This is a genomic window from Pseudomonas sp. 2995-3, assembly GCF_002742565.1.
GTDB lineage: Bacteria > Pseudomonadota > Gammaproteobacteria > Pseudomonadales > Pseudomonadaceae > Aquipseudomonas > Aquipseudomonas edaphica.
This window is the reverse complement of record NZ_LJSB01000141.1, coordinates 1-13,627: the sequence shown is the minus strand read 5'-3', so window position 1 is coordinate 13,627 and position 13,627 is coordinate 1. Positions and strand designations below refer to the sequence as shown.

11 protein-coding genes and 3 tRNA genes are annotated in these 13,627 nt (G+C 61.5%); all 14 read left to right on the top strand.

Annotation, left to right across the window (positions count from 1 at the left end; all coding sequences use genetic code 11):
- Positions 1–119 precede the first annotated feature (119 nt).
- The 14 genes from AOA62_RS07475 to AOA62_RS07410 all read left to right on the top strand — a co-directional run bounded on the left by AOA62_RS07475 (position 120) and on the right by AOA62_RS07410 (position 13,623).
- Positions 120–1,130: an aspartate-semialdehyde dehydrogenase gene (locus AOA62_RS07475; RefSeq protein ID WP_099548309.1), complete on the top strand. Its 1,011-nt coding sequence runs from the start codon at positions 120–122 to the stop codon at positions 1,128–1,130.
- A gap of 161 nt (positions 1,131–1,291) precedes the next feature.
- On the top strand, positions 1,292–3,859 hold the full coding sequence (locus AOA62_RS07470; RefSeq protein WP_099548307.1) for a FimV/HubP family polar landmark protein: 2,568 nt from the start codon (positions 1,292–1,294) through the stop codon (positions 3,857–3,859).
- Positions 3,860–4,084: 225 nt separating this feature from the next.
- Positions 4,085–4,909, top strand: coding sequence for a tRNA pseudouridine(38-40) synthase TruA (truA, locus tag AOA62_RS07465; protein WP_026013815.1), 825 nt, complete (start codon positions 4,085–4,087; stop codon positions 4,907–4,909).
- A 64-nt stretch (positions 4,910–4,973) separates the two neighbouring features.
- A complete protein-coding gene (locus AOA62_RS07460) occupies positions 4,974–5,606 on the top strand; it encodes a phosphoribosylanthranilate isomerase (RefSeq protein ID WP_017138743.1) in 633 nt (210 codons plus the stop codon).
- Positions 5,607–5,851: 245 nt separating this feature from the next.
- Positions 5,852–6,772: an acetyl-CoA carboxylase, carboxyltransferase subunit beta gene (gene accD, locus AOA62_RS07455; protein ID WP_003234319.1), complete on the top strand. Its 921-nt coding sequence runs from the start codon at positions 5,852–5,854 to the stop codon at positions 6,770–6,772.
- Positions 6,769–8,076: a bifunctional tetrahydrofolate synthase/dihydrofolate synthase gene (gene folC, locus AOA62_RS07450; RefSeq protein ID WP_099548305.1), complete on the top strand. Its 1,308-nt coding sequence runs from the start codon at positions 6,769–6,771 to the stop codon at positions 8,074–8,076. Before accD ends, folC begins: the two co-directional genes overlap by 4 nt.
- Positions 8,060–8,734, top strand: a complete 675-nt coding sequence (locus AOA62_RS07445; RefSeq protein ID WP_099548303.1) for an SPOR domain-containing protein — start codon at positions 8,060–8,062, stop codon at positions 8,732–8,734. Before folC ends, AOA62_RS07445 begins: the two co-directional genes overlap by 17 nt.
- Positions 8,735–8,968: 234 nt before the next feature.
- Positions 8,969–9,526: a CvpA family protein gene (locus AOA62_RS07440; RefSeq protein ID WP_003212681.1), complete on the top strand. Its 558-nt coding sequence runs from the start codon at positions 8,969–8,971 to the stop codon at positions 9,524–9,526.
- A gap of 41 nt (positions 9,527–9,567) precedes the next feature.
- Positions 9,568–11,073, top strand: a complete 1,506-nt coding sequence (purF, locus tag AOA62_RS07435; protein ID WP_017138746.1) for an amidophosphoribosyltransferase — start codon at positions 9,568–9,570, stop codon at positions 11,071–11,073.
- 65 nt (positions 11,074–11,138) lie between these two features.
- The gene (locus AOA62_RS07430; RefSeq protein WP_017138747.1) at positions 11,139–12,350 is read left to right on the top strand and encodes an O-succinylhomoserine sulfhydrylase; all 1,212 of its coding nucleotides are present in this window, start codon (positions 11,139–11,141) and stop codon (positions 12,348–12,350) included.
- Between the two features lie 11 nt (positions 12,351–12,361).
- Positions 12,362–13,126, top strand: coding sequence for an SDR family oxidoreductase (locus AOA62_RS07425; RefSeq protein ID WP_020372699.1), 765 nt, complete (start codon positions 12,362–12,364; stop codon positions 13,124–13,126).
- A 107-nt stretch (positions 13,127–13,233) separates the two neighbouring features.
- Positions 13,234–13,309 (top strand) — tRNA-Val (locus AOA62_RS07420).
- A gap of 55 nt (positions 13,310–13,364) precedes the next feature.
- Positions 13,365–13,441: transfer RNA gene (locus tag AOA62_RS07415), tRNA-Asp, on the top strand.
- Between the two features lie 105 nt (positions 13,442–13,546).
- Positions 13,547–13,623: transfer RNA gene (locus AOA62_RS07410), tRNA-Asp, on the top strand.
- Positions 13,624–13,627 lie beyond the last annotated feature (4 nt).

The window sequence follows — 13,627 nt, the reverse complement described above, 5'->3', positions numbered from 1 at the left end:
GTGGGAGCTGGCTTGCCTGCGATGAGGCCATCAGCCTCACCACAAAGGCCAGCTTAATTGCCTCACCCCGAGCCACCCGGTAAAGTGCCGCTCCCCCCGCAATGCCCGAGGCAGCCTCCATGACCCAGACCTTTGAAATCGCCGTGATCGGCGCCACTGGCACCGTCGGTGAAACCCTGGTGCAGATTCTCGAAGAACTGGATTTTCCGGTGGGCACCCTCTATCTGCTGGCCGGCAGCAATTCGGCCGGCGCCTCCGTGCCGTTTCGCGGCAAGAACGTGCGGGTCAAGGAAGTCGATGAGTTCGATTTCAAAAAAGCGCAGTTTGCCTTCTTTGCGGCCGGCCCGGCCGTTACCTTGAGCTTTGCCCCGCGCGCCACCGCTGCCGGTTGCGCGGTGATCGACCTGTCTGGCGCCTTGCCTGCTGAACAGGCGCCTCACGTGGTGCCAGAAGCCAATGCCCATGTACTGGACAGTTTGAAAAAGCCCTTCCAGCTGAGCAGCCCAAGCCCATCGGCGACCAACCTGGCCGTGGTGCTGGCGCCGTTGCGTGAATTGTTGGAGATCCAGCGTGTCAGCGTCACCGCCAACCTGGCGGTATCCGCCCAGGGCCGTGAAGCCGTCAGCGAGCTGGCACGACAGACCGCCGAACTGTTGAACGTGCGCCCGCTGGAGCCCAAGTTCTTTGATCGGCAAATGGCCTTCAACCTTTTGGCACAAGTCGGCACGCCAGATGCGAAAGGTCATACAGCCCTGGAGAAACGTCTCGTACACGAACTGCGCGCGGTGCTGGAAACTCCATTGCTGAAGATTTCTGCAACCTGCGTTCAAGCCCCGGTGTTTTTTGGCGATAGCCTGACGGTGTCGTTGCAATTGGGCGCGCCGGTCGATCTGGCAGCGGTGAACCGTGCATTGGAAGCGGCGCCTGGCATCGAACTGGTTGAAGAGGGCGATTACCCCACGGCTGTGGGCGATGCGGTCGGCCAGGATGTGGTCTACGTCGGCCGTGTGCGTGCAGGTGTGGATGACCCGGCGGAACTAAATCTGTGGCTGACGTCAGATAACGTACGCAAGGGCGCGGCACTCAACGCCGTACAGCTGGCGCAGTTGTTGATAAAAGGCCTTGTGTAAAAGATACTTGGCGGCAATTTGTAGATTGATTCTAGCCAGGCGCTATGCTTGGCCCCAAGCGGTAAAGAAGCGCGTCGGTAACCTATCGGCTCGCCATGCCTTATGGCAGCGGTTACCAACCTTCTCGCAGGCCGGGGAGTGTTCAGACAAAGGATGAGGCTATGGTTCAAGTTCGCAAACTGGTGTTAGCAATAGCGGCCGCCTCGGCGCTGTCCTCCGGTATGGCGCAGGCGCTGCAACTTGGGGAGATGACCCTCAAATCGAAGCTGAACCAGCCGTTGTCGGTGGAAATCGAATTGCTCGACGTGGGCGGCCTCACGGCTGCCGAGATCACCCCGAGCCTGGCCTCCGACCAGGCGTTTGTCGATGCAGGCGTTGACCGCCAGGCGTTTCTCAATGACCTGACGTTTACCCCGGTGGTCAACCCCAGCGGCCGCAGTGTGGTGCGCGTCACCTCCAGCAAGCCGCTGCCCGATTCCTACGTACGTTTCCTGCTGCAGGTGCAGTGGCCCAATGGCCGCCTGATGCGCGACTACAGTGTGTTGCTCGACCCGGCCAAGTTCGAGCAGCCGGCGCCGACCGCCAACGCGCCCGCGCCGCGCTTGAGCGCACCGGCCAGCACTGCGGCCGCCAACCCGGCGAAGACCGCCAGCAAATCCGCTCAACACACCACGACCTCTCACGACACCTTGTGGGAAATTGCCGAAAAGAATCGCAACGGTGCGTCGGTGCAGCAAACCATGCTGGCCATCCAGGCGCTTAATCCTGATGCCTTTGTCGACGGCAACATCAATCGCCTGAAAACCGGCCAGGTTCTGCGCCTGCCGGACCGCCAGCAAGCCACCAGCTTGCCGCAGCCCGAGGCGATTGCCGAAGTGACTGCGCAAAATGCTGCCTGGCGCGCAGGTCGTCGCGCAGCCAGTAACCCGGTGGCGGGCAAGCAACAGCTGGACGCGACCAAGCGCACCCAGGCGGGCAATGCGCCGTCGAGCACCACGGCCAAGGACAACTTGAGCCTGGTCTCGGCGGAGTCGGCCAAAAAAGGCGCAAAGGGCAAGGCCGGTGATAGCCGAGCGGTGAGCGATAAACTGGCGATGACCCAGGAGCAGCTGGACACCACCCGTCGCGACAATGAAGAGCTCAAAAGCCGTGCGGCCGACCTGCAAAGCCAACTGGACAAGCTGCAAAAACTGATTCAACTGAAAAACGATCAACTCGCCAGGTTGCAGGCCGGTAACCCTGAGCCGGCGGCGCAGGCGACAGCGGCGATGCCGGCTCAATTGGCAACTGAAGCTACGCCAACGCCTGCACCCGCTGAGGCGGCGCCCGTTGCCGCAGCACCCGCGCCTGAGCCAATCAAGGCGCAGGACACGCCTGCCACCAACGAAGGCAAGTTCAACGAGCTGCTGACCAATCCGATCGTCCTTGGTGTAATCGGTGGCGCGGCTGGCTTGCTGGTGTTGTTGCTTCTGCTGCTGTGGGCGCGCCATCGCAATGCGCGCCTCGAAGAGGAAAAGCACCTGCGCATGGCACGCGCGCTGGCCGAAGAACCGGCATTTACGCCAAATGTGGATCACGATCTGCCTGCGGACAGCTTCGAAGGCCTTGAGGTGGCAGCGCCGAACGTTAAATTGGCTGCTGCTCCTGCGCCGGCGGCGGTTGCTGAGCCTGTGGTGGTGCCATCGGTCGCCTCCGTGCTGGCGCCATTGGCCGTCGCCGTCGCCCCGGAAAACTCCAGTGATGCACTGGCGCAAGCGCAATCCCATATCGACCGTGGCCACCTGAACCAGGCCGCCGATGTGCTGGAGCAGGCGATCAAGCGCGAACCCAAGCGCAGCGACCTGCGCCTGAAGTTGATGGAAGTCTATGGCCTGCAAGGCGACAAGGACGGTTTCGTCACCCAGGAGCGTCAACTGGTGGCCAATGGTGAAAACCATGCCCAGGTCGAGCAGCTCAAAAACCGCTTCCCGGCCATGGCCGTGTTGGCTGCGGGCGTCAGTGCTGCGGTGGCAGCGGCGGCCCTGGATGCTCAATACGTCAAGGACTTGCTCGAAGACAAGCCCGCCGCGCCTGCCCCGGAGCCTGAGGCGTTCGACACCGATTTCGACCTGAGTCTGGATGACCTGGAAGCGGCGTCACCCACCGTAGTCAGCCCGAAAGACGCGCCGAGCTTTGAGTCGGTGCTGCAACAGCAGACCGAAGCCAAGGCCAGCCCTGATGACCTGTCGGACTTCGACCTGGACTTGCAGCTTGAGGCTCCGTCTTCGCAGGCCGATGACGACTTCCTGTCGGGCCTGGAAGATCAAATGAAGGACGTGCCGGCTGTTGAGCCGCCGACCCTCAAGCCGGCTGCGCTGGACGATTTTGACCTGCCGGAGGACTTCGACCTGTCCCTGGCGGACGAGCCGCAAGCCCCGGCCGTTGCCAAGCCTGATGCATTCGCCTCGGAGCTCGATGACGTCAACGCAGAACTCGATCGCCTGTCTTCGAGCCTCGAGCATCCGCCGATCGAGCCTTCCTTCACCGCTGAAGACGCGGCGTTGGGCGCTGATGAGCCGGAGTTTGACTTCCTTTCCGGCACCGACGAGGTCGCCACCAAGCTGGACTTGGCCCAGGCCTACATCGACATGGGCGATGCGGATGGCGCAAAGGACATCCTCAATGAAGTGCTGACCGAGGGCAGTGAAGAGCAGCGCGATGAAGCCAAGGAAATGCTCGGCAAAATCTAACAATTGATACAAACCCCCTGTGGGAGCGGGTTTGTGTGGGAGCTGGCTTGCCTGCGATGGCGTCAACCGGGTCTCAACTGTAGACCGAGGTGCCTGTATCGCAGGCAAGCCAGCTCCCACACAACAAAAGCGCCCCGCATAGCTCCAGCGCCTTTATAATGCCCGCCTTCGCGCAACTCATCGGGCTCTCAGTTCTTGGCAAATATAGATAACGCGGCTGCCGAAATGGCGGCCGCAGGCTTTAACCGCATCGCCTTGGGCGTGGAATACAAAGGTTCGCGCTATCGCGGCTGGCAGCGCCAGGCTTCAGGTGTGCTGACTGTGCAGGAAACCCTCGAAAACGCGTTGTCGAAGGTGGCGGATTCGCCGGTCTCGCTGATGTGTGCCGGGCGTACCGATGCCGGTGTGCATGCCTGTGGCCAGGTGGTGCACTTTGACACCCAGGCCGAGCGCACGCTGAAAGCCTGGGTGATGGGCGCTAATATCAATTTGCCCCATGACGTCAGCGTGACCTGGGCCAAGGTCATGCCTGCGCATTTTCATGCGCGCTTCAAGGCCATTGCCCGGCGCTACCGCTATGTGATCTACAACGATCAGATCCGCCCGGCGCACCTGAATCAAGAAATCACCTGGAACCACCGCCCGCTGGATGCCGAACGTATGGCCGAGGCCGCCCAGCATCTGGTCGGCGTGCATGATTTCAGCGCCTTCCGTGCGGGGCAATGCCAGGCTAAATCGCCGATCAAGGAAGTCCATCACCTGCGCGTGACCCGTCACGGCAAGATGATCGTGCTGGATATCCGCGCCGGTGCTTTCCTGCACCACATGGTGCGCAATATTGCCGGTGTGCTGATGACCATCGGCACTGGCGAGCGCCCGGTGGAGTGGGCGCGGGAAGTGCTGGAGAGCCGCGTTCGCCGCACCGGCGGTGTCACGGCGCACCCGTTCGGCTTGTACCTGGTGGATGTGGAGTACCGCGACGAGTTTGAATTGCCGCAGCGCTTTATCGGTCCACATTTCCTCACAGGTTTCAGCGAACTTGACGGCTGACGCCTGCAAGCGCTTTTGTTACCATCCGGGACTTTCTCGGCCCAACCCCTGAGGTTTCCACGACATGCCAGCCGTTCGCAGCAAGATTTGCGGGATTACCCGCATAGAAGACGCGCTGGCGGCAGTCGAAGCGGGGGCGGATGCCATCGGTTTCGTGTTTTATGCCAAGAGCCCGCGCGCGGTGAATGTGTTGCAGGCGCGGGCGATTATCGCTGCGCTGCCGCCATTTGTGACCACCGTGGGGCTGTTCGTCAACGCCAGCCGTTGCGAACTCAACGAAACCCTGGATGCCGTGCCGTTGGATATGCTGCAATTTCACGGTGACGAAAGCCCCGATGAATGCGAAAGCTACCAGCGCCCGTACATCAAGGCGCTGCGCGTCAAGGCCGGAGATGACATTGCTGCTGCGTGCGCCGCCTATACTGGCGCTCGCGGCATTTTGCTGGATACCTATGTCGAAGGCGTGCCCGGCGGCACGGGTGAGGCGTTCGACTGGACGCTGATTCCCGAAGGCTTGAGCAAGCCGATCATCCTCGCAGGTGGGCTCAATCCCGCGAATGTCGCGGCGGCCATCGAGCAGGTCCGGCCTTATGCGGTGGACGTCAGCGGCGGAGTGGAGCAGGGCAAGGGCATCAAGGATCACCACAAGATTCGCGCATTCATGCAGGCCGTGCGCAACAGCAGTGGCGCGATGTGACGGCTGGCAGTCTGCCGCCGTCCATAACTACCACTGTGTAGAACAGCACCGGTGCCGCCTGCGGGAGGCCCGGAAATGAAGTGGCAACCCTGCGTTGGCAGGTTGTCTGGAAGGCTGAGGATACAGGCGGGAAATGGCCGGTCGAACGTCTGACCCCGTCCAGCCTGTGTCATCGCCACATATGAATTTAGCTCAAGGGCATACGCGGGGCTGTGTTCAAGCCACCGGTACTGGAGAAAGAAAGCATGAGCAACTGGTTAGTAGACAAACTGATCCCTTCGATCATGCGGTCCGAGGTGAAGAAAAGCTCGGTTCCTGAAGGTCTGTGGCACAAGTGCCCATCCTGCGACGCGGTGCTGTACCGCCCGGAGCTGGAAAAGACCCTGGACGTTTGCCCCAAGTGCAACCATCACATGCGCATCGGCGCCCGTGCGCGCATCGACATCTTCCTTGATGCCGACGGCCGTAACGAGCTGGGCGCAGACCTGGAGCCGGTTGACCGTCTCAAGTTCCGCGACGGCAAGAAGTACAAGGACCGCTTGACCGCAGCGCAGAAGCAGACCGGCGAAAAAGACGCGCTGATTTCGGTCAGCGGCAAGCTGCTGGGTATGCCGGTGGTAGTGTCCGCGTTCGAATTTTCCTTCATGGGCGGTTCCATGGGTGCCATCGTCGGCGAGCGTTTTGTACGTGCCGCCAACTACGCGCTGGAAAATCGTTGCCCGATGATCTGCTTCGCTGCCTCTGGTGGTGCGCGCATGCAGGAAGCGCTGATCTCCTTGATGCAAATGGCCAAGACCTCTGCGGTACTGGCGCGTCTGCGTGAAGAAGGCATCCCGTTCATCTCGGTACTGACTGACCCGGTTTACGGCGGTGTTTCCGCCAGCCTGGCGATGCTGGGTGACGTGATCGTTGGTGAGCCCAAAGCACTGATCGGCTTTGCCGGCCCGCGCGTGATCGAGCAGACCGTACGTGAAAAGCTGCCGGAAGGCTTCCAGCGCAGCGAGTTCCTGCTGGAGCATGGTGCGATCGACCTGATCATCCCGCGCGGTGAACTGCGCCCACGCCTGGGTAACCTGCTGGCGCAAATGATGGGCTTGCCGACGCCTGTGTACGTCGCACCTAAAATCGAACCTATCGTTGTTCCGCCGGTGCCAGCAAACCTATGACCCAACGTACCCTGGGCGAATGGCTCGCTTACCTTGAGCAGTTGCATCCGTCAGCCATCGACATGGGCCTGGAGCGCTCGCAACAGGTAGCGGCCCGCCTCGGGTTGGGCCGCCCGGCGCCGCGTGTAATCACGGTGACCGGCACCAACGGCAAAGGCTCTACCTGTGCCTTTGTCGCGGCGCTGCTGCAAGCCCAAGGGCTTAAAGTAGGCGTCTACAATTCTCCGCACCTGCTGCGTTATAACGAGCGGGTGCAGCTCAATGGCATCGAAGCCACTGACGCGCAGCTTTGCGAAGCCTTCGCCGCACTGGATGCCGGCCGTGGCGAAATTTCCCTGACTTACTTTGAAATGGGCACCTTGGCGGCTTTCTGGCTGTTCGAGCGTGCGCAGTTGGATGTGGTCGTGCTGGAAGTCGGGCTTGGCGGGCGTCTGGATACCGTTAACGTGGTGGACGCCGATATCGCGCTGGTAACCAGCATTGGTGTCGACCATGCGGACTATCTGGGCAACACTCGCGAGTCGGTGTCTTATGAAAAGGCCGGGATCTTCCGCCAAGGCAAGCCGGCGCTGTGTGGTGACCTGAACCCGCCGCAGCCTTTGCTGGACAAGGTGCGCGAGCTGGATTGCCCATTTTACCTGCGCGGCCGCGAATTCAATCTCGAAGTTGGCGACCAGCATTGGCAGTGGCGCGGGTGTGATGCGCGTGCCCAGGTGGTAGAGCTGCGGGATTTGCCGCTGCTGAACCTGCCGATGGAAAACGCCGCGCTGGCGCTGCAAGCGTACCTGTTGATGGATCTGCCGTGGAATCCCGAGCAGATTGCTGCCACGTTGCTGGCTACTCGTGTGGTGGGGCGCCTGGATCGCCGCACATTCGAGTGGGAAGGCAAGCGTTTGAACCTGCTGCTGGATGTGGGGCACAACCCGCACGCCGCCGAGTACCTGGCGCAACGTCTGTCACGCACGCCACCTGCCGGTCGTCGCCTGGCGGTGTTCGGGCTGTTGGCTGACAAGGATCTGGACGGTGTGGTTGCGCCGTTACTCGGCAATGTCCAGGCTTGGGCGGTAGCGCCGCTGGACACGCCGCGCAGTCGCCCGGCTGCCGAACTGCAAGTGGCATTGCAGAACCTTGGTGCGTCGGCGGCGTCGTATGCAAGCGTCACTGCAGCGCTTGAGGCGCAATGTGCAGTGGCGACGGCCGAGGACGAGATTCTGTTGTTCGGATCATTTTATTGTGTTGCCGAGGCGCTTGAGTGGTTGGCCCGGCGCTCCACGGAGGAAGCTGCACATGGCATTACTGGATAGCGCATACAAGCAGCGAATGGTCGGAGCCCTGGTGTTGGTGGCGTTGGCGGTGATTTTCCTGCCGATGCTGTTTTCGCGCCAGGACGAACAGCGCCAGGTCGTGGTCGAGGCACCGGCAGCGCCACAGGCGCCAGCGATGCCGCAAGTTCAGGTGGAGCCGGTGGTGGTGCCTGAGCCGCAGACGCTGCCTGAAGAACCGGTGCCGAGCGATGATGAGGTGGCTGCGCAAACGGCTCCAGCGGCGCCAGCAGTGCCGGTGCAACAGAGTGTGCCGGTGGTCAAGCCGGCGCCCGCTCCAGCGGCCCCGGTGGTGGCTGCCAAACCTGCTGCGCCAGCCCCTGCGCCCAAGCCGGTAGCGCCACAACCTGCCGCGCCGGGCAAGCCGGATGTCGGTCAAAGCCGTATCGACCCGAATGGTCTGCCGATTAGTTGGTCGATCCAGCTCGCCAGCCTGGCCAACCGTGAAAGCGCCGATGCCTTGCAGAAAAAGTTGCGTGCCCAGGGGTATAACGCCTATATCCGCAGTGCCGACGGCAAAAATCGCGTATTTATCGGGCCGCTGATCGAGCGCGCCGAAGCGGACCGCCTGCGTGACCTGCTGGGGCGACAGCAGAACCTGAATGGGTTTGTGGTGCGGTTCCAGCCTGAGCGCGGCTGAGTAAAGGGTTGGAATGCAAGCCAAATGTGGGAGCTGGCTTGCCTGCGATAGCATCACCGCGGTCCAGCTTAAAGACCGAGGCGCCTGCATCGCAGGCAAGCCAGCTCCCACATTGTTTTTGGGTGGTCTTGAGATTGCTCAACCCATTGATTTGCAAAGCACCCACAATCACAGCTTACCGATAGCCCAGCGCTCTGCTAAAATGCGCCGCCTTATCCGTACGTAGGCTGCACTGTGCCATTTACCTGGGTTGATTGGGCGATCGTAGCAATCGTCGCCATCTCCGCTTTGATCAGTCTAAGCCGCGGCTTCGTAAAAGAAGCACTGTCGTTGCTGACCTGGATCATCGCAGGAGTTGTAGCCTGGATGTTCGGTGGTTCACTGTCGGTTTACCTGGCCGGGTATATCGAAACACCTTCGGCTCGCGTGATTGCGGGCTGCGCCATCATGTTCATCGCCACGCTGTTGGTGGGGGCAATGGTCAATTATCTTATTGGCGAGTTGATACGTGTCACCGGCCTCTCCGGGACCGATCGATTTCTCGGCATGGCCTTCGGCGCCGCACGTGGCGGCTTGCTGGTGGTTGTGGCGGTCGGGCTGTTGAGCCTGGGGCCGGTACAGCAGGATTCGTGGTGGCAGGAGTCGGTACTCGTGCCAAAATTTCTATTGGTTGCAGATTGGTCCAAGAACCTCATATTGGGGTGGAGCAGTCAGTGGCTGGCCAGCGGAATCAGCGTACCCGCTGATCTTCCGTTCAAGGAACACCTCTTGCCGGCCAAAACGCCTCAGTAAGTAGTGTTCAGTCAAGATTCATTAAGTAGGGGTTGCGTCGCATGTGTGGCATCGTCGGTATCGTCGGTAAGTCGAACGTCAATCAGGCGCTGTATGACGCGCTAACCGTCCTCCAGCACCGCGGCCAGGACGCTGCCGGTATTGTGACCAGCCACGACGGCCGGTTATTCCTGCGCAAGGACAATGGCCTGGTGCGTGACGTGTTCCATCAGCGTCACATGCAGCGCCTCGTCGGGCACATGGGCATTGGCCATGTGCGTTACCCGACTGCCGGTAGCTCGACCTCGGCCGAAGCTCAACCGTTTTACGTCAACTCGCCTTACGGCATCACCCTGGCGCACAACGGTAACCTGACCAACGTTGAACAGCTGGCCAAGGAGATTTACGAATCTGACCTGCGCCACGTCAACACCAACTCCGACTCGGAAGTGCTGCTCAACGTGTTCGCACATGAGCTGGCCCAGCGCGGCAAGTTGCAGCCGACCGAAGAAGATGTATTCGCTGCCGTGACCGACGTGCACAACCGTTGTGTCGGTGGTTATGCCGTCGTCGCAATGATCACCGGTTATGGCATCGTCGGTTTCCGTGACCCGCACGGCATTCGCCCGATCGTGTTCGGCCAGCGTCACACCGACGAAGGCGTCGAATACATGATCGCGTCCGAAAGCGTGTCCCTGGACGTGCTCGGCTTCACCCTGATCCGCGACCTCGCACCGGGCGAAGCCGTATACATCACCGAAGACGGCAAGCTGCACACCCGTCAGTGCGCGATTGCGCCGAAACTCACTCCGTGCATCTTCGAACACGTCTACCTGGCGCGTCCGGACTCGATCATCGACGGTGTTTCGGTGTACAAGGCGCGCCTGCGCATGGGCGAGAAGCTGGCCGAGAAAATCCTGCGCGAGCGTCCCGAGCACGATATCGACGTGGTGATCCCGATCCCGGACACCAGCCGTACCGCTGCGCTGGAGCTGGCCAACCACTTGGGCGTCAAGTTCCGCGAAGGTTTCGTCAAGAACCGTTATATCGGCCGTACCTTCATCATGCCTGGCCAGGCGGCGCGCAAGAAGTCGGTGCGCCAGAAGCTCAACGCCATTGAGCTGGAATTCCGCGGCAAGAACGTGATGCTGGTCGACGACTCCATCGTGCGCGGCACCACCTGCAAGCAGATCATCCAGATGGCCCGCGAAGCCGGTGCGAAGAACGTGTACTTCTGCTCCGCCGCGCCTGCCGTGCGTTACCCGAACGTGTACGGTATCGACATGCCGAGCGCCCACGAGCTGATCGCCCACAACCGTTCGACCCAGGATGTAGCCGACCTGATCGGTGCCGACTGGTTGATCTATCAGGACCTGCCAGACCTGATCGAGGCGGTCGGTGGTGGCAAGATCAAGATCGCCGAGTTTGACTGCGCTGTGTTCGACGGCAAGTACGTGACCGGTGATGTCGACGAGGCCTACCTGAACAAGATCGAGCAGGCGCGTAACGACTCGTCGAAGATCAAGACCCAGGCGGTCAGTGCGATCATCGATCTGTACAACAACTGAGTAAACACCGGCCCTGAGGGGCCGGTTTTGTATCTTAAATAGAGTATTGAGTAAGGAGTCGCAGCATGAGTCAGGAATGGGATGCCGGTCGGTTGGACAGCGACCTCGATGGCGTAGCTTTCGATACCCTGGCTGTGCGCGCCGGTCAGCACCGCACCCCGGAAGGTGAGCACGGTGACCCGATGTTCTTCACCTCCAGCTATGTGTTCCGCACCGCAGCCGACGCGGCTGCGCGCTTTGCCGGTGAAGTGCCGGGCAACGTTTACTCGCGTTACACCAACCCGACCGTGCGTGCGTTCGAAGAGCGTATCGCGGCCCTGGAAGGCGCTGAGCAGGCGGTGGCCACGGCGACCGGTATGGCTGCGATCCTGGCAGTGGTGATGAGCCTGTGCAGTGCTGGCGACCATGTGCTGGTGTCGCGCAGTGTGTTCGGCTCCACCATCAGCCTGTTCGAGAAGTACTTCAAGCGCTTCGGCATCGAAGTGGACTACGTGCCCCTGGCGGATCTGTCCGGCTGGGATGCGGCGATCAAGGCCAACACCAAGCTGCTGTTCGTCGAGTCGCCGTCCAATCCGCTGGCCGAGTTGGTAGATATCGCCGCGTTGTCCGAAGTGGCCCACGCCAAGGGCGCGATGCTGGTGGTCGACAACTGCTTCTGTACGCCGGCGCTGCAACAGCCGTTGAAGCTGGGCGCGGACATTGTTGTGCACTCTGCCACCAAGTTCATCGACGGCCAGGGCCGTTGCATGGGCGGCGTAGTCGCCGGCCGCAGCGAGCAGATGAAGGAAGTGGTGGGTTTCTTGCGCACCGCCGGGCCGACTCTGAGCCCGTTCAATGCGTGGATCTTCCTCAAAGGCCTGGAGACCCTCAGCCTGCGGATGAAGGCCCATTGCGCCAATGCCCAGGCCCTGGCCGAGTGGCTGGAGCAACAGGACGGGATTGAGAAAGTCCATTACGCCGGTCTCAAGAGCCACCCGCAACACGCGCTGGCCCAGCGTCAGCAGCGTGGTTTCGGCGCGGTGGTGAGCTTTGAAGTAAAAGGCGGCAAAGACGGCGCCTGGCGCTTTATCGACGCAACGCGCCTGATCTCCATCACGGCCAACCTGGGTGACAGCAAGACCACCATCACCCACCCCAGCACCACCTCCCACGGGCGCCTGGCGCCACAGGAGCGTGAAGCGGCCGGCATCCGTGACAGCCTGATCCGCATTGCAGTGGGCCTGGAAGACGTAGCCGACCTGCAAGCTGACCTGGCTCGCGGGCTGGCTGCCTTGTGATCGAGTGGTCCATGGAAACAGCAGCGGCCGGTAACGGCCGTGTTGCGCTGGTGACGGGCGCCGCCCGAGGCATTGGCCTCGGCATCGCGGCATGGCTGATCAGCGAAGGCTGGCAGGTGGTGTTGACCGACCTGGACCGCGAGCGCGGCTCCAAGGTGTCCAAGGTGCTGGGTGACAACGCCTGGTTTATCAGCATGGACGTGGCCGACGAGAAGCAGGTCGCCCAGGGCGTTGCTGAAGTGCTCGGCCAGTTCGGTCGCCTGGACGCGTTGGTGTGCAACGCCGCCGTGGCCGACCCGCGCAATATCACCCTCGAAAGCCTCGACCTGGCGTACTGGAACCGCGTGCTGGCGGTGAACCTCAGCGGGCCGATGCTGCTGGCCAAGCACTGTGCACCGTACCTGCGTGCCCATGGCGGCGCGATCGTCAACCTGGCCTCGACCCGCGCGCGTCAATCGGAGCCCGACACCGAGGCCTACGCGGCGAGCAAGGGCGGGCTGCTGGCCCTGACTCACGCGCTGGCCATAAGTCTTGGGCCGGAGGTGCGGGTCAATGCCGTCAGCCCTGGCTGGATCGATGCGCGTGATCCAGCGGCGCGGCGTGCCGAGCCTTTGACCGATGCCGATCATGCCCAGCATCCGGCGGGCAGGGTGGGCACGGTTGAGGATGTGGCGGCGATGGTGGCGTGGCTGCTGTCGCGTCAGGCAGGGTTTGTCACTGGCCAAGAGTTTGTGGTCGACGGCGGCATGAGCAAGAAGATGATTTACAGCGAGTAGGGCGGGTAGCCGCCTTGAAGCAATTTTGTCTTTTTCAGAAAAACTTCAAGCAGGCTATTGACTTAGGTCTGCTACCTGCGTAAATTTCGCGGCCTCAACGAAGCAAAGGGTGATTAGCTCAGCTGGGAGAGCATCTGCCTTACAAGCAGAGGGTCGGCGGTTCGATCCCGTCATCACCCACCACTTCTTGAGAGTTTTGCCTTCGGGCAAGACGCAACGTTAAAGGTTGCACCGACGCGCAGCGGTAGTTCAGTCGGTTAGAATACCGGCCTGTCACGCCGGGGGTCGCGGGTTCGAGTCCCGTCCGCTGCGCCATATTTTCCAGGTCCGATTTGTCGGGTTTGAGATTGAAAGGCTTAGGCTGATCAGTCAGACGTTTAAAGACGGTTGAGGGTTTAGGCTCAACTGGTCAAGCGATACGCAGCGGTAGTTCAGTCGGTTAGAATACCGGCCTGTCACGCCGGGGGTCGCGGGTTCGAGTCCCGTCCGCTGCGCCATATC

What these genes read in the sequence shown, in the direction of transcription:
- AOA62_RS07475 (WP_099548309.1), top strand. Translation starts at nt 120, where the DNA reads ATGACCCAGACCTTTGAAATCGCCGTGATCGGCGCCACTGGCACCGTC.
- AOA62_RS07470 (WP_099548307.1), top strand. Translation starts at nt 1,292, where the DNA reads ATGGTTCAAGTTCGCAAACTGGTGTTAGCAATAGCGGCCGCCTCGGCG.
- truA (WP_026013815.1), top strand. Translation starts at nt 4,085, where the DNA reads ATGGCGGCCGCAGGCTTTAACCGCATCGCCTTGGGCGTGGAATACAAA.
- AOA62_RS07460 (WP_017138743.1), top strand. Translation starts at nt 4,974, where the DNA reads ATGCCAGCCGTTCGCAGCAAGATTTGCGGGATTACCCGCATAGAAGAC.
- accD (WP_003234319.1), top strand. Translation starts at nt 5,852, where the DNA reads ATGAGCAACTGGTTAGTAGACAAACTGATCCCTTCGATCATGCGGTCC.
- folC (WP_099548305.1), top strand. Translation starts at nt 6,769, where the DNA reads ATGACCCAACGTACCCTGGGCGAATGGCTCGCTTACCTTGAGCAGTTG.
- AOA62_RS07445 (WP_099548303.1), top strand. Translation starts at nt 8,060, where the DNA reads ATGGCATTACTGGATAGCGCATACAAGCAGCGAATGGTCGGAGCCCTG.
- purF (WP_017138746.1), top strand. Translation starts at nt 9,568, where the DNA reads ATGTGTGGCATCGTCGGTATCGTCGGTAAGTCGAACGTCAATCAGGCG.
- AOA62_RS07430 (WP_017138747.1), top strand. Translation starts at nt 11,139, where the DNA reads ATGAGTCAGGAATGGGATGCCGGTCGGTTGGACAGCGACCTCGATGGC.
- AOA62_RS07425 (WP_020372699.1), top strand. Translation starts at nt 12,362, where the DNA reads ATGGAAACAGCAGCGGCCGGTAACGGCCGTGTTGCGCTGGTGACGGGC.